Here is a 24,392-nt window from a genome sequence, read left to right on the forward strand (position 1 = left end):
ATAGCGGATGTATGGACAAGGCAAGGTGCATACATTGAATGAAGAGAACTGAGAAGGGATGAGAAAATATGCTACCTTCATATGATTTTTTTATTCATCCAATGAACCTAGTGGAATTGAAAAAAGAAATTTGGTCAGACAATCCAGTGCCAGCAAAATTAACTTATGGAAAAAAGAAGTATGACATTGATATCGTATACCGAGGGGCTCATATTCGTGAATTTGAGAAAAAGTCTTATCATGTTATGTTTTATAAACCGAAAAAATTTCAAGGTGCGAAAGAAATTCATTTAAATTCTGAGTTTATGGATCCGTCTCTCATACGAAACAAATTATCTTTAGACTTTTTTCATGATATTGGTGTACTTTCGCCAAAATCACAACATGTATTTATAAAAATTAATGGTCAAATTCAAGGTGTATATTTACAGTTAGAATCAGTTGATGAAAACTTTTTGAAAAATAGAGGATTACCAAGTGGTTCTATTTATTATGCAATAGATGATGATGCGAATTTTTCTTTAATGAGTGAGAGAGATAAAGATGTTAAGACCGAGCTCTTTGCGGGTTATGAATTTAAATACTCGAATAAAAATAGTGAAGAACAACTGAGTGAATTTGTATTTCAAGCGAACGCTTTGTCGAGGGAAGCTTATGAAAAAGAAATTGGGAAGTTTCTAAATGTTGATAAATATTTAAGGTGGTTAGCTGGGGTTATTTTCACACAAAACTTTGATGGTTTCGTTCATAACTATGCACTATATCATAACGATGAAACAAATTTATTTGAAGTGATACCGTGGGATTATGATGCAACTTGGGGTCGAGATGTACAAGGGAGACCACTTAATCATGAGTATATTCGCATTCAAGGCTATAACACGTTAAGTGCAAGATTGTTAGATATACCTGTATTTAGAAAGCAATACCGAAGTATTTTGGAAGAAATACTAGAAGAACAATTTACCGTTTCGTTTATGATGCCGAAAGTTGAAAGTTTGTGTGAATCGATTCGTCCATATTTACTACAAGATCCATATATGAAAGAAAAATTAGAAACATTTGATCAAGAAGCTGATATGATCGATGAATATATAAATAAAAGAAGAAAGTATATACAAGACCACTTACATGAATTGGATTAATTTTGAAAGAGATTGGAACATTATCAATCTCTTTTTTTGTATAATAAAGATGTATCAACAAAACTGACTTACTATTCACTTAAAAGAGTATGGGGGATGTGGAAACATGACGGTAAAATGGATTGATTGGGTAAAACAAATACAAGCTATAGCCCAAGCGGGTTTAACGTATTCTAAAGATGTGTATGATATAGAGCGTTTCCAACAATTACGGGATATTTCCATTTCGATGATGTCACATTACACAAAGACAGATTGGGAAATAGTAGAGAAGTTATTTGCAAATGAGACAGGTTATCAAACACCAAAAGTTGATATAAGAGCAGTCGTTTTTCAAAATGAAAAGTTATTATTTGTGAAAGAAAAAAGTGATGGGAAATGGGCATTGCCAGGTGGATGGGCTGATATCGGCTATACGCCAACAGAAGTAGCAGCGAAAGAAGTTATAGAGGAGACGGGTTATGAAGTAGATGATTTTAAACTACTCGCTATATTTGATAAAGAAAAACATCAACCATCGCTTTCAGCAACACACGTATATAAAATTTTTATTAGCTGTAAGATTATTGGTGGCGAAAAGAAAACTAGTATTGAAACAGAAGATGTGGAGTTTTTTGGTGAGAATGAATTGCCTAATTTATCGATTGCTAGAAATACAGAAGAGCAAATTAAAGAAATGTTTGCCTACATGAAAGAACCTCAAAAAGAAACTTTAATAGATTAATTATGCTTATGCCGATAATATTGTTGAAATGAAGATATTGGCAGAATGCGACCTTTATGTAATAATGGGATGGTATGTGAAGAAAAAAGGAGATAGAAAATAAAATGTTAGCAAGCATAATAGATCAGTTATTACAATTTTTTGCAAGCTTAGGTTACTTTGGAGTAGCGCTAGCTTTAATGATTGAAATTATCCCGAGTGAAATTGTACTTTCGTATGCGGGCTTTTTAGTTGCAGATGGTAAAATTAGCTTTGTCGGTGCAGTTATTGCTGGAACAATCGGTGGTACGTTAGCTCAAATCTTTTTATATTGGCTTGGGTACTATGGAGGTCGTCCAGTTGTAGAGAAATATGGGAAATATCTACTTATTAATAAACACCATTTAGACATAGCGGAAGGTTGGTTTAAGCGTTACGGAGCAGGAGTAATCTTTTCTGCACGTTTTATCCCAGTCGTACGTCATGCAATCTCTATTCCAGCAGGATTAGCTAAAATGCCGTTAAAATTATTTACACTGTATACTGTAGTTGCGATTATTCCATGGTCAATACTATTTATATACTTAGGTGAAAAGCTTGGTGGAAACTGGAGACACATTAAAGAGTATGCATCTGATTACACACATTACATAATTATAGGAGCTGTTCTCTTTGTTGCTCTATACTTCGGTTTAAAGTATTTAAAGAAGAAAAAAGCAGCGCGTTAAAGTCAATGATTTTTCATTGGCTTTTTTTATTTGTTTCGGTTCGGTTCTAAAAAAAAAGAGTTGTCCATAATGTGTAATAATAAAGTGTAGCGGAGGAATGTGATGAAAGGGTCACCATTTATACGTGGAACGATATTTTTAACGATGGCAACGATGATATCTAAAATGTTAGGATTTATATATGTTATACCATTTACAGCAATGGTCGGTACGAGTGGGTACGTTTTATACACGTATGCATATCGTCCGTATACGATTATGCTCAGCATTGCGACGATGGGATTACCACTTGCAGTTTCAAAAATGGTATCAAAATATGATCAACTGAATGATTATCATACAGTTAAGAGAGTACTGAAGAGTGGTATCTTTTTTATGTTAATAATGGGAGTCATCTCATGTTTTGCGCTATATATATTAGCTCCACATTTAGCTAAACTTGTAATCGATGGAAATGATCAAACGGGGAATAGTATAACAGCTGTCACTAATAATATTCAAATTGTAAGTTTTGCGTTAATACTTGTACCAGTAATGAGTTTATTAAGGGGCTTCTTTCAAGGATTTCAATCGATGGGGCCTTCTGCTTTAAGTGTAGTTGTCGAGCAATTTTTTCGGGTCTTAACCATATTAATAGGAAGCTTTGTCGTTTTATATATATTAAAAGCTTCTGTCTCGCTAGCTGTTGGTATTTCAACGTTCGGTGCTTTTATGGGAGCGATAGGTGGATTAACAGTTTTAAGTGCGTATTACATAAGGAGGAGAAAGCACTTAAAGAAAAAAGAGATGGCAAGTATACCGCAAACAACGAAATCTTTCTTCTCACTGTATAAGGAGCTCTTTACATATTCAATACCGTTTGTTGTAGTTGGTTTAGCAATTCCGTTGTATCAGACGATTGATACATTTACAATTAATAAACTACTTATACAAATAGGGTATATGCAAGGAGAAGCGGAGAAGATAAATGCAATAATTGGTCTTGTCCAGATGGTTGTACTTATCCCGGTTTCCGTTGCGACTGCTTTTAGTATGTCTCTCGTACCTGAGATGACAAAAGCCTATACAGCAGGGAATGTGAAGTTACTGTACAAACATTTTACGAGGACGAATGTATTAGTAGTAGGTATTACGGTACCAGCGGCGATTGGAATGATGTTGTTAGCAAAACCAGTATATACTCTTTTATTTGGTGCTGGAAATGATCCGGAGATGGGGAGAGTTATTTTACAGTATTATGCTCCTGCCTGTATACTATTTTCGCTTTTTACAGTAACAGCTGCGATGTTACAAGGAATTAATCAACAACAGAAAACAGTGCTAGGATTAGTAATTGGTATTATTGTGAAGATAGTTTTAAATATCGTATTGCTTCCGTATTTCGATTATGTAAGTTTTATTATTTCAACATACGCTGGTTATACGATTTCAGTTGGCTTTAACTTGTGGATGCTTTCTAAATATGTTATAAAGGCAACATAAGCTTTTTAAGGCAGAGAGCACTCTGTCTTTTTCTTTGTTTAGAATATTTTTCTTATAAAAACGTTTTCAAAATAATTTTTCTATTGAAATTTAAACGTATGTTTCATATGCTGAGAATGGCGGTTCAAAAACTGTTATGTAAGAGAGGTAGATTCCTACATGTAAAAAGAATCGGGGTGATAGTATGTTAAATATTTATTTAACAGACCGAAACGGAAAACTACAAGAGGTTGAGGAAATGCAAAAGGGTTGCTGGATTAATGTACTTCATCCAACGGAAGAAGAAATTCAATATCTAGTACAAACTTTAAATGTAGACTTAGATTTCATTAAAGACCCTTTAGATGATGAAGAACGCTCTCGTATTGAAAAGGAAGACAATAATACTTTAATAATCGTGGATATTCCAACAGTTAGACATGATGAAGAAGGAAATTCGATTTATGACACGATTCCAATAGGTATGATTGTAATGCCAGATTGCTTTGTGACAATTTGTTTAGAAGAGAACCCAATTTTTGAACGTTTTATTAATCAACGAATTAAAGAATTTTATACGTTTAAAAAGACACGCTTTGCACTTCAGCTCTTATATACGATTTCTACTTATTATTTAAGATACTTAAAGCAAATTAACAGAAAAACAATCGATTTAGAGCATCAATTAAATAAGTCGATGAAAAATAAAGAGATTTTCACATTGCTAGGCCTTGAAAAAAGTTTAGTTTACTTTACAACATCATTAAAGGCGAATAAAATTGTAATTCAAAAATTAATGCGTAACAGTACATTTTTAAAAATGTATGAAGACGATCAAGATTTATTAGAAGATGTATTAATTGAAAATAAACAGGCTATTGAAATGGCGGAAATATATAGTCACATTTTAAGTGGAATGATGAATACTTTTAGCTCCGTTATATCAAATAATTTAAATAGTGTTATGAAACTGTTAACGTCTATTACAATCATTTTATCGTTACCAACGATGGTTTCTAGTTTCTTTGGAATGAACGTAAAGGTTCCGTTTGAAGGGGAAGCACATGGTTTTGTAATTGTACTCATAATATGTGTAACACTATCTTTCACATTAGCATTTGTTTTTTGGAAGAAACGTTACTTTTAACGAGAAGAAAGCTGCTCTAGCATAGTTATGTAACTGCGCTAGAGCAGCTTTTTTGCTATGAAATCCCAAATTTTGAATAGAATATAACTTATAAAATGTAATGTATATGAAAGGGTTGAATTCCGTATAAGTCTTGTCCAATTCATAAAATGAGGTTAAAATTACATATTGTTAATGAAAAGTTGGAGGAAATACATCATGGAATTGTTTCAATTACCGAAAGCATTCCTGCAAATGAATACAATTTTTATCTCCATATTGATCGAAGCACTTCCTTTTGTGCTTATTGGTGTATTTATTTCAGGATTCATTCAAATGTTTGTAACAGAAGATATGGTAGCAAAATGGATGCCGAAAAACCGTTTTCTGTCTGTTTTAATGGCTACTTTTTTAGGTATGATGTTTCCAGGTTGTGAATGTGGAATCGTTCCGATTGTAAGACGGTTAATCGGAAAAGGGGTTCCGCCATATGCCGGGATTGCATTTATGTTAACTGGGCCAATTATTAATCCGGTCGTATTATTTGCAACATACGTTGCCTTTGGAAGTAGCATGCACATGGTATGGTATCGTTCTATTGTAGCGATTATCGTAGCAATTATCGTTGGAATTATATTATCATTTATGTTTAAAGAACATCAATTACGAGATGATCACTTCCCAGAAGTGAATCATAAGCGTCCATTACGTAAAAAAATGTGGGATGTATGTACGCATGCTGTTGAGGAATTTTTCTCGATGGGAAAATATTTAGTATTAGGTGCGTTAATTGCAGCGGCAGTTCAAACGTTCGTACAAACTTCAACACTTCTTGCTATAGGACAAGGGCCGTTCTCTTCACCAGCTGTTATGATGGGACTAGCTTACATTTTATCACTTTGTTCAGAAGCGGATGCATTTATTGCTTCGTCATTCCAAAGTACATTTTCAACAGCATCACTTGTCGCGTTCCTCGTATATGGACCGATGGTGGATATTAAAAATATGTTTATGATGCTTGCGACATTTAAAACGAAATTTGTAATTGTCGTTACAGTTACAGTTACACTTGTTGTTTATGCAAGCTCACTACTCATTTATGCGATGGGGTGGTAGGTTATGTTTCGAGCATATATATTATTAGGTTTTACAATCTTAATTGCGCAGCTTCATATTTCAGGTAATATTACGAAGTATATCAATATGAAGTATGCCTATTTATCAAAAACAGCAGCTATTATTTTAGGATTCTTAACGATTGTTCAAATTATTATCGTTTTCCAAAAAGAACATCAAAAAGAAAAAGAAAAAGAACAGCACAATTGTGGTTGCGATCATAGCCATTGTGGGCATGATCATTCAAAAGATGAGAATACATGGTGGAAAAAAGCATTTTCGTACACATTGTTTTGTTTTCCGATAGTCTCAGGATTGTTTTTCCCGATTGCAACGTTAGATTCAGATATTGTTAAGGCGAAAGGATTTCATTTTCCAGTAGCACAAGCAGAAAGTAAAGATCCATTTATGACAAGGCAATTTCTAAGACCTGATACGAGCATTTATTACGGGAAAGAAGGATACCGTGGTGTAATGGAAAAAGGGAAAAAAGAGTTCGTTACGAAAGATAGTATTACTTTAAAAGATGAAGATTTCCTAAAAGGGATGGAAACAATTTATAATTATCCTGGCGAGTTTACTGGGAAAAAATTATCTTTTAAAGGGTTTGTTTTTAAAGATGATTCTTCTAAAAAAGAACAATATTTCTTATTCCGTTTCGGTATTATACATTGTGTAGCGGATTCTGGTGTATATGGTATGTTAGTGAAAAAACCAGAAGGGGTAGAATGGAACAATGATGATTGGATTCAAGTTGAAGGAGAAATATCAACGGAATTTTATCAACCGTTCCATGCGAACATTCCGGTTTTAGAAGTAACGAAATGGAATAAAGTTGAACAGCCGAAAGAACAATATGTATTTAGAGGAGCCGATTGATCACATCGGTTCTTTTTTGTGGACTAAGAGTTCTGAATGTTGTTAATATTAAACGTGTAGTGATAGTAAGTTCATACTGTTCTAATGTTAATGGGAAATGGAACTCTTACCGAACTTCTTTGCTCCAGCCGAATTTTGTGGTGGGAGTTTTAATGTCTGCAAATAGCGGATTAAATAATCAAAGAGGTGATAACAATGACTGAAGTAAAGGGAAAAACAGCTAATGAATCCAGAGTGTTTAAAACGAGCCGAGTATTTCCAACAGATTTAAATGATCATAATACGCTATTTGGTGGAAAAATATTAGCCGAGATGGATATGGTTGCTTCTATCTCAGCTACGAGGCATGCAAGAAAAGAATGTGTCACAGCATCTATGGATTGGGTAGATTTCTTACATCCTGTTCGCTCTTCAGATTGTGTTAGTTATGAATCATTTGTAATTTGGACGGGTAGAACTTCGATGGAAGTATTTGTGAAGGTAGTAGCAGAAGATTTAATTTCAGGTGAGAAGCGTATAGCAGCAACGTCATTTGTTACTTTTGTTGCGCTTAGTAAGGAAAATAATCCAGTTCCAGTGCCGCGAGTAATCCCTGAAACAGAAGAAGAGAAAGAATTACATCGCATTGCTGTGTTACGTGCAGAACAACGCCATATACGTAAGGAAGAGAGTAAGAAAGTAGCTACATTACTAACTTTTTGAGTTGAATATGTAGTCTTTAAAGGTACAATAACAAACGGAAATGTTTTTCATATGAAAAGCGGACGCCTAAAAATAGGTGTCCGCTTTTATAGTTTTTTCATCCACAAATCATATGACGATAGCTACTTAGCAGAAGCAAGCAGCACCGACGATGATTAAGAGGATAAATAATACGACTAATAGCGCGAATCCATTACCATGTGCGAAGCCCATTGTTATTTCCTCCTTTTATTTTAAGATACAACATACAATATGCAAATGAGCTATCGTTTGATATGGACATATATCATGTAATGACATATTTTCTTGAATGATAATGTATTAAAAAAGGGAAGATATAGAAATAACAGTAAGTGGAGAAAGGAAAATATCCATGAAACACTTTTTCGTTGTAATCCTTTTTTTTATAGGTGTATTCATATGGATGAATATCGATGTGGAAATGGGGAAAAAAATGGCTAGTGAATATGAATTAGGCCAAGTTCGATTAGGTGAATTTCAACTTTATACGAACGGTGAAGAGTTATATAAGAAATTATTTGAGGATATACGCAATGCAGAAAAGTACATATATATCCATTTTTATATTGTAGGTAAAGATGAAATAAGCAAAGAATTTTTGCAGTTGCTTGAGAAAAAGGCATCGAGTGGAGTAGAAGTAAAATTGTCAGTTGATCGAATAGGTGGATATAAGCTGAAGAAAAAGATAATTCGTCAACTAAAAAGCAATGGTGTCCAGTTTACGTTTAGTAAAAAACCTAAATTGAAACATTTATTCTATTCGTTGCATCAACGAAACCATAGACGCATTGTTGCGATTGACGGAAAAGTATCATATATCGGCGGCTTTAACATTGGAAAGGAGTACCTTGGACAAGATCCGAAATTTGGCCCGTGGCGTGATTATCATGTACGAGTTAAGGGGAATGGTGCCACGGATATGGAAAGAAAGTTTGCTGCTGACTGGAAAGAAGATACGGGAGAAAAAATGCCTGTACATGAAAGTTTACCTGCAATTGGGCATGTAAAATATCAATATTTATTTTCAGATGGAAAAGGTTTATGGGAAAAATATGGAGCGCTTTTAAAGCAGGCTAAAAAATCTTTAGTTATTGCTACGCCATATTTTGTACCAAGTAAAGAAATGATAAAAGCGTTAAAAGATGCATTAAACCGCGGTGTCAATGTGAAAATTCTCGTGCCATTTAAAAGTGACGCGGTATTGTTAAAACAAGCGGCTTATCCGTATTTGAAAGATATGTACCATGCTGGAGCGGAGATTTATCAATATCGGAATGGTTTTTTTCACGGGAAAATAACAATCATTGATGGAGAAGTTGTTGATATAGGTACAGCGAATTTTGATAATAGAAGTTTTTATTTAAATTGTGAATCTAACTGTATCATATATGATAAAACAGTTGTTGCTGACGTATGGAATCGATTAAAAGAAGACTTTCATAAATCAAAAAGATTTTCAGAAGAAGACTTTGAGAAAATTAGTAAGTGGGATTGGTTTTTAGCAAGAATAGCAAATGTTATAGCATCATATTTATAACATATAGACAAAAGAGAAGGGAGGCATTTTCATGGATTGTATGAAAGAATTAATGAGGTATAGTTATATGCTTATTTATAAGGTTGGGGAGTATACAGGTGAGGTAAGAGACGAAGAATTAAAAGAGCTATTACAGCATCATTTACCATATATGTTGCAAGCGTATAATGAACAAGTGAATTTTCAAGAAGGAGAGAATGTACAGCATATAACTTGTGAACCAATTTCATCTCATTCTCATGAAATGGAAAAGGAAACTGATAGTAAATATACAGGGGATATCCATATTGCAACTTGTTATATTTCGCATTTAAAACGGTTAGCACTAAAGTTCGCTCAAGTGGCAGTTGAAGTTGCAAATCCAGAATTCCGCTCGTTTTTAGAAAATTGCTTCCTGAAAATGAATCGTTATGCCTATAGTGTATGGCAATATGTTGTGAAGAAAGAGTATAAGATTAAACATGTATATGAAAATGAGAAGTTTGCATAAGAAACTAAGGCGGAAAGATAAGCGCCTTAGTTTTTTACTTTTCATGGAGAAAAAAAGACTAGGTGTACATATCTATTATTAGAAAATTTACAAATATTTACCGTTTATTTACTATTTTTCAATCTTTCCTTTAAAAATAGAGAGTAATATGGGGGTTGTACATATTCTATCTAAAGGAGGAAACGCAAATGAACAAATGGGTTAAATCATTAACTGCTATGGCACTTGCAAGTTCTTTATTAATGGTAGGTTGTAGTAAAGGTGAGGACAAGAAGAAAGAAGACGATACGACAACACAACAAGAAGACAAAAAGGATAAAGAAACAAGTGGAACTGAGAAGTCTACAGATTCTAAAGAAAAGAAATAAAATAATAATAGAGCTTCCTCTTATATATGAGGAAGCTTTTTTGTTGAAAATTGATTAAGATTATTGAAAAATAGAGAAAGAACGAAAGAGGGGGGAAAACAAATGAAAGTATGTATATTGGGAGCAACTGGGCGAGTAGGTTCAAACATAATAAAATTAGCATTAAAGGATACAGCTGAAGTGACTGCATTAGCGCGTGATTTAAATAGAATAGAAATAAATCATGAAAGGTTACGAGTTATAGAAGGTAATGTATGGAATGAAAATGATATAAAGAAAGCGATAGAAGGAAGCGATATAGTAATTAGTGCACTTGGAACGGATCAAAATGGGACGTTGGCGAAGAGTATGCCACAAATTATTAAGCAAATGGAAGAAGAAGGAGTTCATAAAATCATTACAATAGGAACAGCTGGTATTTTACAAGCAAGAACAAATCTAAATTTATATCGTTTTCAATCAGCTGAATCAAAAAGGAAAATGACAACAGCAGCAGAAGATCATTTAGCTGCATATAAGATGCTTAGTAGTAGTAATTTATGTTGGACGGTCGTTTGTCCGACGCATTTAATAGACGGTGATGTGACAGGAGTGTATCGAACTGAAAAAGATGTATTACCAGAAGGGGGAGCGAAAATAACAGTTGGTGATACAGCGCAATTTACGTGGAGTCTGTGTAGTGAAAACAAATATGAGAATAGTCGAGTAGGTATTTCATATTAAAAAAACCATCCCGAAATTGGGATGGTTAAAAGATGATATAACATACAAATATGAGAATCATAATGATTTGGAGAATGGCTTTCGCTACTGTACTGCTTAAAAAACCAACTACAGTAGCAACTCCTACTAGAAAGGCGTCTTTTGGCGCTTTTTTATGCATGAGTTCTGTAATAAATACCGATAAGAACGGTATGATAATTAAACCGAATGGTGGGAAGAAGAAAGATCCGACAATGATAGAAATCATACCGACACGTTCTCCCCATTTAGAACTCCCGTATTTCTTTAAGAAATATCCATTTGCAATAAAATCAGCAACGAAAATAAATAGTGTGAAAATGACTTGAATAATCCAAAAGGAAGTTGTTAGTTCTCCACCATTTATACCAAAATGGTAAATTAAATATCCAGCCCAGACAGCAAGGATGCCCGGAATGATAGGATAAATAAAGGCGAGAAATGAAACAATGAAACAGGCAATGATACAGATTGTTAATAATACTGTCACTTTATAACTCCTTCTTCGTGTCTAATTTATGTACCGCAATTTTTTTCACTTGATGTCCATCAAGTTCTAGTGCTTTAAATTGAAAACCGGCAAATTCAATGGAATAACCAGCTTCAATATTTAAATCAACTGCTTGAGAAAGGAGCCAGCCTCCAATTGTATCTAAATCGCTATCATCAATATGTAGGCCAAACATATCATTTACTTCAGAAATGAGCACCTTCCCATCTAAAACAGTAAGCTTCGGCGTACGTTTTTCAATCATAGGCGATTCATCCGCATCAAACTCATCTTGAATTTCTCCAATGATTTCTTCAAGAATATCTTCCATTGTTAAAAGTCCAGCAGTACCACCATATTCATCCATAACGATTGCCATCTGAACGCGATTCTTTTGTAGATGTACTAATGTTTTACGAATTGGAACAGTTTCAAATACAGTTAGTACTGGATGTATGTAAGATTCAAGTGGTTTATGAATGTTTTTCGTTTGATCGTGAAATATTTCTTTCGTATTGATCATACCGATAATATCATCTTTATCTTTTTCGATGATCGGATAGCGTGTATACTTTTCAGTTGCGACGATATCCATATTTTCTTCTAACGTATTTTCAGTAGATAAGCAAATCATTTCTGTACGAGGGACCATAATTTCTTTCGCGACCCGGTCGTCAAATTCAAAAATATTATTTACATATTTATATTCGGTTTGGTTTATTTCGCCGCTTTTGAAACTTTCACCTAAAATGAGTCGTAGTTCCTCTTCAGAATGGGCAAGTTCATTTTCTTTCGCAGGCTCTAAACCGAGTAGTTTTGTGAAAAAGATTGCCGTACTATTAAGTAGCCAAATGAATGGATACATAATTTTATCAAATAAAATAAGTGGCCGTGCAAACTTAAGTGTGATTGCTTCTGCTTTTTGAATGGCGAAAGACTTTGGAACCAACTCACCTAATACAACGTGGAAAAATGTAATAAAACTAAAAGCAATAATAAAGGATAAAGTATTCGCCATTGTTCCAGTAATATTAATCTTTTCAAAGAGCGGTCGTAGTAAATGTTCCACAGTAGGTTCACCGAGCCAACCAAGCCCTAAAGAAGTAATCGTAATCCCGAGCTGACAAGCTGATAAATAAACATCTAAATTAGATAGGACACTTCTTGCAGCTAAAGCTTGTTTATCGCCTTCGTTTGCAAGTTGGTCAATTCGACTTTTTCGTACTTTTACAACAGCGAATTCTGATGCAACGAAAAAGCCGGAAATAAGGATGAGTACAAAGATGAGAAAAATATTTAATATGTCCAAGTGTGTTCTCTATTCCGTAGTTTGGAATAAAGATGTCACCTCCTGCAATTATGTTATACTTTTATAATAAATCCAAACGAAAAGAATAGTCAAAGAAAAAGGGTAAATATTGGTACGTTTCTGCAATAGTTTTTGAATTTGCTGTTATTTTGTCCGCTATACAAAAGGAATAACCCCCTACTTTCAGATTATAGAGGGTTATTTAAAATTAAGGTTTTGGAATACTTCTCGTTAAAGCGTATGATTGTTGTTTAACATGATTTGTCGTCCATAGTGTTTGAAGGAAAGAGAGTATGCAATACGGGATATACAAAAGTAATAAGCTAATTGTAACAATAACAGGTGCATTTCCGCCGAACTGAACGATAAATTGCAATAGTCCGCTTGCATGAAAAACGCATTCCATAATAAGGAATGAAAGAATAATGGAACCTAAAATAGATTTATGATTCGAAGTAAGTGCTAAAAACAATGTATCTACAAGGAAAGAAGATTGTTTTATTTCATATTCATTTGTGTTACTTAAGAAAGGAACCCACTTTTTTATTGCTTGCATAACGATAATCATGGAAGTACTACAAACGATGATAAAAGATGAGTAGTAAGGAAGCTTTATCAATTTTGCGATGTATAGGAGTAGTAATAAGACTGAACATTGTAATAATACAGTACAAAAAGAGTACGGTATCCATTTTAATAAAGAAGTGAACTTCTTAACAGATTGAGGTGCTTTAAAAAATAAATGGCCGATCCCTAAACTGATAAAGAATCCGATCGCGAGAGTAAAAGTAAAACGAACAATCGATAAAAAATATATTTCCCATATGTAAGGGAATAACGGTGTTGAATGATTAGAAGTATGAACCATTTGATTTGCCGAGAAAAAGATAGATTCGTGCATCCAATCAATCTTTGGAATTGTCATAGAAGAAAGCTGTGCGAAGTTATGAAAAATGCTTATAAAGCCAGTTAAGTATGAGTATTTATGTGTAATGAATAATGCAGGAATAGGACTAATGATAAATATAATGAGAACACCAACTATAAATTTATATATATGTGAGCGCAATAAAGACATGTAATCACCTACTCTTAGAATATTCAGAAAATTCTTATTCTTATTTTAGCTTTTTTCGGCGTAAGTTACAATATATTTTCTTAAAGAAGTTTAGAGAGAATGTTTGATATAGTAGCGGGACACAGGTGAATGAAACGTGAATAAATTATGACAATAAAATGAACAATTTTCAGAAAAATAAAATAAATCATTTATTTTTTTCTGAAAATATAATATAGTTATGGCACAGAAAGTATTTTAACATAAGGAGGCTGTTTATGAGGATCAAAGGGAATTATGTGCCGAAAAGGGAAGTTTTATTTTGCTTAAGTTCAATTACAATAGGGGAAGCGCTAGAGCATTTAAATAAAACTGGCTATCGTTGTGTACCAGTTTTAGATGAAAGAAAAGAGAAATATTTAGGGAATATATATAAAGTAGATATTTTAGAATATAAAGGTTCGCTGGAAGAGAGTGTATTACAATTATTAAACGATAAAGAAGGATATGTCAGAGAAGATTCTTCGTTCTTTAAAGTGTTTTTTACAATAAAAAAATTACCTTATTTATCAGTAGTTGATGAAAAAGGAGTCTTTCTTGGAATTTTAACGCATAAAAAAGTTTTTGAGTTATTAGAAGATGCTTGGGGCGTTCATTCTAGTAAATATTCTGTCATGATTGGGACGCAAGATTATAATGGGGCAATTCAAAAATTATCGACAGTATTAAAAAAATATACAGGTATCCAAAGTTTAATGACTTTTGATAATGATGCCTTATTAGTTCGTAGAATTATGTTTACATTAGGAGAAGAGTTTAACGACGGTGAATTAGAGACGTTATTGAAAGATTTAGAAGATCATGGATTTAGAGTTGTGTATGTGGAAGAGATGAAAAATCCACGTGAAGTTGAAACAATAGAATAACATACAAAAGCCATCTAATTATGTTGGATGGCTTTTGCTATGTTACGAGTATAAAATTATTTGAAAATAACGATAGGGTAAAAGTTGAGATTGTAACAATATTTGTGTGAAAGAATAAAAAATGTAGATAATTTTGATTTTCAAAAAAATCAATTTGAAAATATGTTTTTATTTTTCAACTAAATATGTTACTATATGTGTGATAAAAACAAAGAGGTCTGACAACTATACTCCACGCAATACCACTCTAATAAGTTAAAAATTCAAAAAAATCAAAAATTAATAGTTAGAGTAAGAATAAGGGGAATGGAGAAATTATGGAGAAAGACACTGCTTTGTAAGGGGCATATTTTATCATCTTGAGCAGAGAGGAGGATGCATAGCATATTGTGAAAATAGAGAAAAACAATGAAAAAGTGCTATGCAAATGAAAAGTATGAAGGGACGTTTAGGGCCAGGTGATACGGTAGCAATTGGTTTAATGTTATTTGCACTATTTTTAGGAGCAGGAAATTTAATTTTCCCACCAGTTTTAGGACAACAAGCTGGAGAGAATGTTTGGATTGCTACAATTGGATTCCTAGTAACGGGAGTCGGATTACCCCTATTAGCTGTAACAGCTGTCGCGTTTGTAGAGGGGGACTTGAAAGCGCTATCTTCTAGAGTTCACCCTGTATTTGCGTTTATTTTCCCATTGATTAGTTATTTAGCGATTGGACCATTTTTCGCGATTCCGCGTACGGGAGCCGTTTCATTTGAAATGGGTATGAAGCCGTTTTTATCAGAGGCAATGGTTTCAGAATGGTATATGCTATTTCTATTCACAATAGTTTTCTTCGGAATAACGTGGTATTTATCATTAAATCCATCTAAATTAGTGGATTGGTTCGGGAAATTTCTTACACCATTGTTAGTGTTGATTGTTGCTGTTATTGTCGGAAAGGCAATTATTGATCCGATTGGAGAACCAGCTGCACCGCTAGCGGCATACAAAGAAAATGCTTTCTTTGGTGGATTTATTCAAGGATATTTAACGATGGATGCAATTAGTGCGCTTGTATTTGGAATTGTCGTTGTACAAGTTATCCGCTCTAAAGGGATAAAAGAGAGTAGTGAAGTTGCAAAAATAACAGTAGTATCAGGTATTATTGCTGTACTTGGTTTAACGTTAATCTATTTATCACTTGCTTATCTTGGTTCAACAAGTACATCACTTGGTGTATCAGAGAATGGTGGACTTATTTTAACGAATGTTGTAAATGAGTTATATGGAACAAGTGGTAAAATTTTATTAGGACTTGTTATTATACTTGCTTGTTTAACAACTTCTGTTGGATTAACATCAGCTTGTGCTGGCTTCTTTACAAATATATTCCCAAAACTTTCGCATAAAACGATTGTAACGATGGTATGTGTGTTTAGTTTAATTGTATCTAACCTAGGTTTAACACAATTAATTGCAGTCACTTTACCAGTGTTAATGATCATTTATCCAGTTGCAATCGTATTAATCGTACTTTCTTACTTCCATAAATGGATAGGGAAGCGTAATACCATTTATATTGGAGCTATTTTAGGTGCATTGTTAATTAGTTTCTTTAACGGTTTAGAAAGTGCGAACATTCAAATTGACGCGATTTCTAACGTATTACAAATGCTACCATTATATAAAGAAGGAATAGGATGGTTAATCCCATCATGTATTGGCGGGATTCTCGGTTTCTTCTTCTATAAATCAAATGAATCAAGTGAATTACAAAAGAAAGGTGCTTAGGCGCCTTTCTTTTTTTAAAGGTGATTTTTGCATTTTGTCTAAGTAATAATTGGGAGGAATGATAAAATGGCTAATCTTGAAGATTTTTTAACTTTGGATGTAAGAATTGGAACTGTAACACATGCAGAGGAATTTAAAAAAGCTAGAGTTCCAGCAATTAAACTAGAAATTGATTTTGGAGAGCTTGGAATTAAGCAGTCGAGTGCTCAAATTACGAAGAGATATATCCCAGAAGATTTAATCGGTCAGCAAATCGTTGCTGTTGTAAATTTTCCGCCAAAACGTGTAGCTGGATTTAAATCAGAAGTGCTTGTTTTAGGCGGAGTACCTGAAGATGGTGATGTCGTATTACTACAGCCTAATATGGAATTACCAAATGGAACGAAAATTAGTTAGTGTAAAGGCGGGGGAATATGGATATTGGACGAGAATATTTACAATGTGTCATATCAAATTTTGAAGCAACAAAGAAGCAAGGTGAACGGGTGCTTTCTCAATTATCATATGAACAAATCGAATGGTCTTCTCATGAAGCAACAAATAGTATAGCGGTTATTATAAAGCATCTGCATGGTAATATGCGTTCTAGATGGACGGACTTTTTAACGTCTGATGGTGAAAAAATAGATCGTAACCGAGATGCTGAATTTGAAGCTGGTTATCATTCTAAGGAAGAGGTACTCAAATCATGGAATGAAGGATGGGAATATGTTTTTAATACGATGCATGTGCTAACGCCTGAACATTTATTACAGACGATATATATTCGCGGTGAAGCACATACTGTTATGCAAGCAATTGAAAGACAAATTTCTCATTATGCTTTGCATATTGGACAGATTACTTACATTGGTAAAATGTTAAAAGAAAACGAGTGGGAATGTTTAAGTATTCCTAGAGGACAGTCTGCACGTTATGTAGAGAAAAAACGTTCAACATAATAATAGGAAAGAAGCTGGTATAAAATGGGAAATAAGAAAATCACCCAAATAATAGATGGTTCTGTAATCATAAGCATGCTGCCAAAAATAAGTCCATATATAATAAGAAAGAAATTAAAAAGCGTATTCACAGGGATAAACCGTGAGATAAACACTTGCTGTCGTTTAAAACAATCCCCGTGAAATAAGTATAAGCGGAAGTACGATGTGGCAGTAATAAGATCTTTCTTTCGCGCAATTCTTTTTTTGCATGTATGGCAAATGAATGGTGGTTGCATTTCATTACGCTTCATTTTTTATTTTCGTAATAATGTAAGACAAGATTAGGTACAAGGTGTATATTCCTATATACGCTCCTGATATAAGAAAAAATGGATTTAGTAAAATTCCATGAATGCTTGTCATAAAAACTAAATCTTGTATTAAAACGTCATATATATTAATAGAAATAATTGTACCGAGTACATAAAGTGCTAAGTACGCTGAAATATGTAACGCAACACGGATTGTAGGATGCTTAGTAAGCCAATAAAAAATAAATGATAGTACAATGGGTAATGTTCCTATTAGTAGCTTCAATTCATTTCACCTCATTAACAATATAGCCGGAATTTAGACGGTCTATTCTCTAGAGCTTGTACATAACTTGAAATAGAGAGGGTGATAGTATGAATCGAGGCTTTTTTTATGTGAAGTTCACAAGTGTACGTAAGTTAGTTTTATTTATTATTACTACAGTACTAGCGACTTTTTTTCTTATTAGTATGATGGTAACCTCTATGAAAGAAACAAAGTCAACGTATTTATATAATTGGTTAAATGAGTTATCGATGAATGGTTACATGTACGTTCTTGGGAAAGAGAATCATTATTTTACACAGGAGTATCGAAATTTAAATCAAGATTTTTCAATTTCTTCGTTTCTCTTTTCTATGGCTACGAATATTCGGTTTAATGATGTACGCAGTTTTGTCGGCAAAGAGCTACCTGGTTTTGGTAAGTACGATACAGAAATTGTTATTGCGGGTGAAGGGACAAATTATTCTAACTTACCGATAGAGTCGAGCGTTCCGCTTGAAGAAGTAGTAAAAGAACGGACTGGTGAAGGTGGACAGGCTCAAAAGCCAGATACGAACAAAGAGAAAAAGCAACCGGCTCAAACGACAGGAAAAAGACAAGTTGCGCTTATTTATCATTCGCATAGTTGGGAATCTTATTTGCCGTTATTAAATTTAGCAAACGATCCAAATCCGAATAAAGCAACAAGTTCCGTCACTAATATTTCAATAGTGGGCGATCGATTTCGTGAACAATTAGAAAGTGAAGGGATAGGAGCTACTAACGACAAGACTGATGTCGGCCAAAAGTTGATTAGTAAAGGGTTAAATAGTAATAGTTCTTACAAAGTGTCACGGGAAATTGTACAAGAAGCAATGACAGGCAATAAAGAACTGCAGTACTTCTTTGACTTGCATCGTGATAGTGCTCGGAAAAATGTCACGACAAAAGCAATTGGAGATAAATCATATGCAAAGCTTGCTTTCGTAATAGGGAAAGGCAATAAAAATTATGAAAAGAACTTACAATTAGCAACAGCTCTTCATGAGGAAATTAATAAGAAATATCCAGGGGTGAGTCGTGGTGTCATTCAAAAAGGATTCCAAACAGGAAATGGTGTCTACAATCAAGACTTATCAGGGCAAGCGATATTAATTGAAGTTGGTGGCGTAGATAATACAGAGGAAGAACTAAATCGATCAATTGATGTACTTGCTAAAGCGTTTGGTGAATATTTCTGGCAGGCGGAAAAGGTGAATGGATAAAATGAAACATAAATTTATGGGAGAGTCTGAAAAAACGTGAGTGTAAAGCTTGCGTTTTTTCTTTGTAATGATGAGATGTCATAGAATAGACATAATTTATTGTTGTTATGGTAATATCGAAATTTGTCAAATTATACTGGGAAATTTACAAAGGGATTTTCGGGAAAGTAGAGAAAATCTTTTTACAAGGAAAACTTTTTATTATAAAACTGGTAGGGTGATAGAAATGATTAGGGAGATCAAAATAGAAGATGCAGCACCATTTTTGCAATTAAGTAAGCAATTAGATGAAGAAACGAAATTTATGCTATATGAACCAGGAGAAAGAAAATTTACAGCGGAGCAACAAGAACAGATGATTCATCGCTTTATAGAAAATAAGTATGCAACGATATTGGTAGCAGTTGAAGATGAGAGAATAGTAGGGTTTATTTTAGTGAATGGAAATCATATTCAAAGAAAAAGACATGTAGCAGGTATTGTAATTGGTATTTTGCAAGAGTATAGCGGGCGAGGTATTGGGACGAGATTGTTTAAAGAGGCTGAGAAGTGGGCAAGATTACATGATGTATGGCGTTTAGAATTAACGGTAATGGCCCACAATACGAGAGCTCAGGCACTATATACAAAAGCTGGATTTGAGAAAGAAGGTGTCAAAAGAGCTGCTCTTATTATCGATGGAGAGACCATCGATGAGTATGAAATGGCCAAATTATTAAAATAAGAGGTCGTTATATGAAAAAAAGATGGACACTACTTGGTATCGTAGCGATGATACTCATTGTTGGAGTAGCAGGAATCAATTATAAAATGTATAAGGATAAGCAGGCGCGCGAGGTAAATGTAAATAACATATTTCCGAAAGCGAAAGAAACGATTGCGAATATGGATGGTGATATTGCCGTAATTAGTAATCCGAATTCGATGTTTGTGCTTGTGAATAAAAATAGGCGTTTACCAGATGGGTATAGACCGCCAGATTTAGTTATTCCGAAAGTACGTTACTCTAGTGAAGGTGATCAAGAAAAGAAAAAAATGAGAAAAGAGGCAGCAGGGGCGCTTGAGGAAATGTTTCAGCAAGCTGATAAGGAGCGTGTTTTTCTTTTTGCGGTCTCTGGATTTAGATCTTTCGATCGACAAAAAGCATTAAATACGATGTATAAAAAACAAGATGGAGAAGCAAAAACAGCGATGTCGAGTGCAGTTCCTGGAACGAGTGAACATCAAACAGGGCTTGCTATGGATATTACATCTCAATCTGCGAAGTTTCAGCTAGAGACAATTTTTGGTGAAACGAAAGAAGGGCAGTGGCTGTCTGAAAATGCCCATAAATTTGGGTTTGTCATTCGATATACAAAAGAGAAAGAATCGCTTACGGGCTATCGATATGAACCATGGCACGTAAGGTATGTGGGTAACCCACAAGCTACATATTTATATGAAAATCAACTGACGCTTGAAGAAGTAACGCAGTGAGCAATTGAGGGGAGAGAAGGATTATGACGGGGTTATATAAGAAAAAAGTACACGCATATGTGACAAGAGAAAAAGAAGGAGTTATGCAACTGCTTGTTTTTAAACATCGTAATATACCTGAAGCTGGTATACAAGTACCAGGGGGAACAGTTGACGAAGGGGAAACGTTAGAAGCAGCAATTTTACGTGAAGTACAGGAAGAGTCTGGATTACGTCATTTATGCATAGAAAGATTCCTAGCCGATTACATCATACTTGTGAAAGAGAAAAAGGAATATCAAAAGCGTCATTTTTTCCACGTAACGTTATTAACAGATGTAAAAGATGATTGGGAACATATTGTAAGTGCCGGTGAGGAAGATCAAGGAGTAGTATTTTGCTACGAATGGATTGATATTGCAAAATGCCCTGCATTAGCCGGAAAACAAGGGGAGTTTTTACATTTGTTAGATGAGGTATATGCAAAGTAATAAAAGAGTCTGATGCGGAAATTTATTCGTTTCAGATTTTTTTTATTTTTCAGGAAATAAAAGGTTTTTACATTGGTAAGTTGAATTCTTTGAAAGGGATTGTAGTTGTATATGCGAGGAGCGGAGAAAATGAAAAAGTAATAGATACACGTTATCAATAAAAACTTTTAAAGAAGGAGAATGAAGATGGAGATTCAGTTCAATGCACGATTACAAAGAGAATTAACAATTCATGATATACAAGTAGCGATGGAAGCTGGGCAATTAACTTCAAAAGAATTAGTTATGTATTATCTTCATAGAATCGCGAAATATGATCAAGAAGGACCAAAAATCAATTCTATTTTAGAAATCAATCCAGACGCTATTTTTATTGCAGAAGCGTTAGATTATGAAAGAAAGACAAAAGGTGGACGGGGACCATTACATGGTATACCTGTTTTACTTAAGGACAATATTGAAACAAATGACTCTATGCATACAAGTGCAGGTACGATTGCCCTGGAACAAAATATTAGTAGTGAAGATGCATTTCTCGTTACGAAACTGCGAGAAGCAGGAGCGGTGATAATAGGAAAAACAAATATGACAGAATTAGCAAATGGAATGTCTTTTGACATGTGGGCTGGATATAGTGCAAGAGGTGGGCAAACAATAAATCCATACGGTACAGGTGAGGATGATATGTTTGTTGGAGGCTCAAGTACAGGGTCTGCCATAGCAGTTGCCGCTAATTTTACAGTAGTATCTGTTGGAACGGAAACAGATGGTTCTATATTGAGTCCAGCTGTTCAAAACTCTGTAGTAGGTATTAAACCGACTGTTGGTCTAATTAGTCGTAGGGGAATTATTCCGCTTACTTATTCACAGGATACAGCGGGACCATTTGCTAGAACGGTAACAGATGCGGCTATTTTGCTAGGGAGTTTAACTGGGTTAGACGAGAAGGATGTAGCTACTCATAAAAGTGAAGGTAAAGCAGAACATGATTATACAAAGTATCTTGATGACAATGGTTTAAATGGAGCAAAGATTGGTGTATATAGCAATGCTCCAAAAGATTATTATGAAACTGGTGAGTATGATGAAAAATTGTTTAAGAAAACGATTGAAGTATTGCGTAGTGAGGGAGCGACAGTAGTAGAAGATATTGATATTCCATCTTTTCATAGGGAATGGAGTTGGGGAGTATCGCTATATGAACTAAAGCATAGTCTAGATAACTATCTTTCTAAATTACCTTCAACTATTCCGGTACATTCTATTTCGGAATTAATGGAGTTTAATAAAAACATAGCAGAAAGAGCTTTGAAATATGGACAAACTAAATTAGAAATAAGAAAAGATTTTCCTAATACATTAAGAAATCCTGAATACTTAAACGCAAGATTAGAAGATATATATTTTTCTCAAGAACAAGGCATTGATTTTGCGTTGGAAAAATATAATCTTGATGCGATACTGTTCCCTTCTTATATAGGTTCTACTATAAGTGCGAAAGCAGGTTATCCGTCTATAGCAATACCTGCGGGATACATGGAAAGCGGGAGACCATTTGGAATTACTCTTGCAAGCACTGCTTTTTCTGAGGGGACCTTGATTAAACTAGCATACGCTTTTGAACAAGCGACAAAGCATCGGAAAATCCCTAACTTATCATGAATAAAATAAATAGGACAGGAATTCCTGTCCTATTTATTTTGTTAATTAAAGTGAAATATCTTTTTGCGCTGTCTTATCATATTTTAATAAGTTAAAAGATAAACAAGCAGAGCACAATATAAGGATAGAAGCGAGAATATAAATAGTTCGAACACCGAACAGGTCGGTAATAATTCCAACGCTAAGCATAGAAAGACCAGAAGCTGTCGAGAGGAGTGCACCATGAGCTGTATACATTTTTGATAATAAAGTAGGGGGAACACTAGATTGTAACACTGTCGTTTGAGAAATATCTCTAATTTGATAACATGGCCCCATTAGAACGCATAGAAAAAGCGCAATAAACCCGCTACTTGTCATACCATATAAAAATGTAAGAATACTAAACATAAGAGAGCCTATCGCCATGGAGCGTATTAAATTGTTTTGAATGTATGTACTCATTTTCCACGCTAATATCCCGCCAATTAACGTTCCTACATAATAACTTGTGTTAATATATCCCCACCATTCTTCGCCTTTATGAAGGACAGTTGTTACATAAGCCATCGTAATAGCACCGATCCATATTGTCCCTGCGAAAGTTTCAATTAAGTCCATACATGTAACGGTACGGAGAGAAGGGTTCTGAAATAAGAGTTTCCAACCTTCCAGTAAAGCAGCGCCTTTTGAAGAAGAAGGTTCAATTACTCGTTCAGTATGTATGGAACGTAATGAAACGTGTAGTGCAACACACCCAAAAATCATCAAAATGTTATTTATCATGAGTGTAGAAGTAGCGCCGATAAGAAGAACAATAACACTTGTAAATGAATAAGCAGCGGCTTGCGCAATTTGTATGGAAAAGGAAAAAATACTATTTACTTTTACTAATTGTTCTTTTCGTGTAAGGCGAGGAAGGATACCGTATAATAACGGTGCGTTCCAGCCGCTACATAAAGAAATGAAAAAAATGAATAGTGCTACAATGTTTGTGGACAGGGCTGGGAATAATATCATTAATAAAAATAATAGAGCAGTTTTTGTCCATTGTAGTGTAAAAAGTAAGGAATAAGATGAAAAACGATTCATTATAAGTGGTGCAGATGTATTTGCTATAAGATTAGTTATCACTTGGAGTAATGGAAAAAGAGCGGTTAATGTAGCTGATTTCGTTGTGATATATATATGAGTTGTAATAATCATGATGTATACGATGTCAGCGAGAGTAATGCATATTTTAGAGCCTAAATAGTAAATTAGTGAACGATTTTGCAACAAGCACACCACCTTCCTAAAAAATAATATTTTAGTAGTTAAAATAATTATAAATTGAAAAATAAATTTTCGAAAGAATTTCATTTTTTTGTCGATTTTTGAAAGGGATTTTCATGTATAATGAAGAATATATTAATATAGTATTTTATTAATGCTTTTTATAACAGTGAATATGTACAATAGCTTGTAG

Annotated in this window: 28 protein-coding genes; 21 read left to right on the top strand and 7 right to left on the bottom strand. The window is 34.1% G+C overall.

Features of this window, described 5'->3' with window-relative positions; all coding sequences use genetic code 11:
- Positions 1-68: 68 nt before the first annotated feature.
- The 8 genes from cotH to J0835_RS10215 all read left to right on the top strand — a co-directional run bounded on the left by cotH (position 69) and on the right by J0835_RS10215 (position 7,860).
- Positions 69-1,145, top strand: coding sequence for a spore coat protein CotH (gene cotH / locus J0835_RS10180; protein WP_087980885.1), 1,077 nt, complete (start codon positions 69-71; stop codon positions 1,143-1,145).
- Positions 1,146-1,251: 106 nt separating this feature from the next.
- The gene (locus tag J0835_RS10185) at positions 1,252-1,869 is read left to right on the top strand and encodes an NUDIX hydrolase N-terminal domain-containing protein (protein ID WP_087980886.1); all 618 of its coding nucleotides are present in this window, start codon (positions 1,252-1,254) and stop codon (positions 1,867-1,869) included.
- A 104-nt stretch (positions 1,870-1,973) separates the two neighbouring features.
- On the top strand, positions 1,974-2,576 hold the full coding sequence (locus J0835_RS10190) for a DedA family protein (RefSeq protein WP_000881203.1): 603 nt from the start codon (positions 1,974-1,976) through the stop codon (positions 2,574-2,576).
- Between the two features lie 102 nt (positions 2,577-2,678).
- Positions 2,679-4,058 carry a putative polysaccharide biosynthesis protein gene (locus J0835_RS10195; protein WP_087980887.1) on the top strand — a complete coding sequence of 460 codons (1,380 nt, stop codon included), beginning with the start codon at positions 2,679-2,681 and terminating at the stop codon, positions 4,056-4,058.
- Between the two features lie 184 nt (positions 4,059-4,242).
- Entirely contained in the window at positions 4,243-5,184 is a 942-nt protein-coding gene (locus J0835_RS10200; RefSeq protein ID WP_000932392.1) for a magnesium transporter CorA family protein, read from the top strand.
- Positions 5,185-5,382: 198 nt separating this feature from the next.
- Positions 5,383-6,279 carry a permease gene (locus tag J0835_RS10205; protein ID WP_000418724.1) on the top strand — a complete coding sequence of 299 codons (897 nt, stop codon included), beginning with the start codon at positions 5,383-5,385 and terminating at the stop codon, positions 6,277-6,279.
- Positions 6,280-6,282: 3 nt separating this feature from the next.
- Complete coding sequence (locus J0835_RS10210; protein WP_087980888.1) at positions 6,283-7,158, top strand: TIGR03943 family putative permease subunit; 876 nt, start codon at positions 6,283-6,285, stop codon at positions 7,156-7,158.
- A gap of 195 nt (positions 7,159-7,353) precedes the next feature.
- On the top strand, positions 7,354-7,860 hold the full coding sequence (locus tag J0835_RS10215) for an acyl-CoA thioesterase (RefSeq protein WP_140386802.1): 507 nt from the start codon (positions 7,354-7,356) through the stop codon (positions 7,858-7,860).
- Between the two features lie 126 nt (positions 7,861-7,986).
- Here the strand turns inward: J0835_RS10215 and J0835_RS10220 are convergent, their stop codons facing one another.
- A complete protein-coding gene (locus tag J0835_RS10220; protein ID WP_000505094.1) occupies positions 7,987-8,073 on the bottom strand; it encodes a YjcZ family sporulation protein in 87 nt (28 codons plus the stop codon).
- Between the two features lie 160 nt (positions 8,074-8,233).
- On the opposite strand from J0835_RS10220, the gene cls reads away from it, so the two are divergent.
- The 4 genes from cls to J0835_RS10240 all read left to right on the top strand — a co-directional run bounded on the left by cls (position 8,234) and on the right by J0835_RS10240 (position 10,999).
- On the top strand, positions 8,234-9,418 hold the full coding sequence (gene cls / locus J0835_RS10225) for a cardiolipin synthase (RefSeq protein ID WP_140386803.1): 1,185 nt from the start codon (positions 8,234-8,236) through the stop codon (positions 9,416-9,418).
- A gap of 31 nt (positions 9,419-9,449) precedes the next feature.
- Positions 9,450-9,908, top strand: coding sequence for a spore coat protein (locus J0835_RS10230; protein ID WP_087980890.1), 459 nt, complete (start codon positions 9,450-9,452; stop codon positions 9,906-9,908).
- Positions 9,909-10,096: 188 nt separating this feature from the next.
- Positions 10,097-10,276: a hypothetical protein gene (locus J0835_RS10235; RefSeq protein ID WP_001045960.1), complete on the top strand. Its 180-nt coding sequence runs from the start codon at positions 10,097-10,099 to the stop codon at positions 10,274-10,276.
- 102 nt (positions 10,277-10,378) lie between these two features.
- Positions 10,379-10,999: an NAD(P)-dependent oxidoreductase gene (locus J0835_RS10240; RefSeq protein WP_087980891.1), complete on the top strand. Its 621-nt coding sequence runs from the start codon at positions 10,379-10,381 to the stop codon at positions 10,997-10,999.
- A 25-nt stretch (positions 11,000-11,024) separates the two neighbouring features.
- Here J0835_RS10240 and J0835_RS10245 read toward each other — a convergent pair whose 3' ends face one another.
- From J0835_RS10245 to J0835_RS10255, 3 genes are all read right to left on the bottom strand, one after another.
- Entirely contained in the window at positions 11,025-11,507 is a 483-nt protein-coding gene (locus J0835_RS10245) for a DUF456 domain-containing protein (protein ID WP_076537057.1), read from the bottom strand.
- 1 nt (position 11,508) lies between these two features.
- On the bottom strand, positions 11,509-12,816 hold the full coding sequence (locus J0835_RS10250; RefSeq protein WP_087980892.1) for a hemolysin family protein: 1,308 nt from the start codon (positions 12,814-12,816) through the stop codon (positions 11,509-11,511).
- 208 nt (positions 12,817-13,024) lie between these two features.
- A complete protein-coding gene (locus J0835_RS10255; RefSeq protein WP_087980893.1) occupies positions 13,025-13,894 on the bottom strand; it encodes a hypothetical protein in 870 nt (289 codons plus the stop codon).
- 257 nt (positions 13,895-14,151) lie between these two features.
- On the opposite strand from J0835_RS10255, the gene cbpA reads away from it, so the two are divergent.
- The 4 genes from cbpA to J0835_RS10275 all read left to right on the top strand — a co-directional run bounded on the left by cbpA (position 14,152) and on the right by J0835_RS10275 (position 17,514).
- Positions 14,152-14,799: a cyclic di-AMP binding protein CbpA gene (gene cbpA, locus J0835_RS10260; RefSeq protein ID WP_087980894.1), complete on the top strand. Its 648-nt coding sequence runs from the start codon at positions 14,152-14,154 to the stop codon at positions 14,797-14,799.
- Positions 14,800-15,235: 436 nt separating this feature from the next.
- On the top strand, positions 15,236-16,573 hold the full coding sequence (gene brnQ4 / locus J0835_RS10265) for a branched-chain amino acid transport system II carrier protein BrnQ4 (RefSeq protein WP_395940783.1): 1,338 nt from the start codon (positions 15,236-15,238) through the stop codon (positions 16,571-16,573).
- A 66-nt stretch (positions 16,574-16,639) separates the two neighbouring features.
- Positions 16,640-16,969, top strand: a complete 330-nt coding sequence (gene csaA / locus J0835_RS10270) for a chaperone CsaA (RefSeq protein ID WP_087980896.1) — start codon at positions 16,640-16,642, stop codon at positions 16,967-16,969.
- A gap of 17 nt (positions 16,970-16,986) precedes the next feature.
- A complete protein-coding gene (locus J0835_RS10275; protein WP_087980897.1) occupies positions 16,987-17,514 on the top strand; it encodes a DUF1572 domain-containing protein in 528 nt (175 codons plus the stop codon).
- Here J0835_RS10275 and J0835_RS10280 read toward each other — a convergent pair.
- The gene (locus J0835_RS10280; protein WP_140386809.1) at positions 17,487-17,792 is read right to left on the bottom strand and encodes a permease; all 306 of its coding nucleotides are present in this window, start codon (positions 17,790-17,792) and stop codon (positions 17,487-17,489) included. The two genes, J0835_RS10275 and J0835_RS10280, sit on opposite strands and share 28 nt — an antisense overlap.
- Before the next feature lie 4 nt (positions 17,793-17,796).
- Complete coding sequence (locus J0835_RS10285; RefSeq protein WP_087980899.1) at positions 17,797-18,093, bottom strand: hypothetical protein; 297 nt, start codon at positions 18,091-18,093, stop codon at positions 17,797-17,799.
- An 89-nt stretch (positions 18,094-18,182) separates the two neighbouring features.
- Between J0835_RS10285 and spoIIP the strand changes: the two genes are divergently transcribed.
- The 5 genes from spoIIP (at position 18,183) to J0835_RS10310 (ending at position 22,945) form a co-directional block, all read left to right on the top strand.
- Positions 18,183-19,337 (top strand): stage II sporulation protein SpoIIP, encoded by a 1,155-nt coding sequence (gene spoIIP, locus J0835_RS10290; RefSeq protein ID WP_087980900.1) that lies wholly within the window; start codon positions 18,183-18,185, stop codon positions 19,335-19,337.
- Positions 19,338-19,563: 226 nt separating this feature from the next.
- Positions 19,564-20,061 carry a GNAT family N-acetyltransferase gene (locus tag J0835_RS10295; protein WP_087980901.1) on the top strand — a complete coding sequence of 166 codons (498 nt, stop codon included), beginning with the start codon at positions 19,564-19,566 and terminating at the stop codon, positions 20,059-20,061.
- An 11-nt stretch (positions 20,062-20,072) separates the two neighbouring features.
- Positions 20,073-20,813, top strand: coding sequence for a M15 family metallopeptidase (locus tag J0835_RS10300; protein ID WP_087980902.1), 741 nt, complete (start codon positions 20,073-20,075; stop codon positions 20,811-20,813).
- A 23-nt stretch (positions 20,814-20,836) separates the two neighbouring features.
- On the top strand, positions 20,837-21,283 hold the full coding sequence (locus tag J0835_RS10305) for an NUDIX hydrolase (RefSeq protein ID WP_087980903.1): 447 nt from the start codon (positions 20,837-20,839) through the stop codon (positions 21,281-21,283).
- Between the two features lie 186 nt (positions 21,284-21,469).
- Positions 21,470-22,945: an amidase family protein gene (locus J0835_RS10310; RefSeq protein ID WP_087980904.1), complete on the top strand. Its 1,476-nt coding sequence runs from the start codon at positions 21,470-21,472 to the stop codon at positions 22,943-22,945.
- Positions 22,946-22,990: 45 nt separating this feature from the next.
- On the opposite strand, the gene J0835_RS10315 is transcribed toward J0835_RS10310, so the two are convergent.
- Positions 22,991-24,202, bottom strand: a complete 1,212-nt coding sequence (locus J0835_RS10315) for an MFS transporter (protein ID WP_140386804.1) — start codon at positions 24,200-24,202, stop codon at positions 22,991-22,993.
- Positions 24,203-24,392: the final 190 nt, after the last annotated feature.

Origin of the sequence: Bacillus cereus group sp. Sample62, assembly GCF_036851315.1 — a bacterium.
Taxonomy (GTDB): domain Bacteria; phylum Bacillota; class Bacilli; order Bacillales; family Bacillaceae_G; genus Bacillus_A; species Bacillus_A wiedmannii.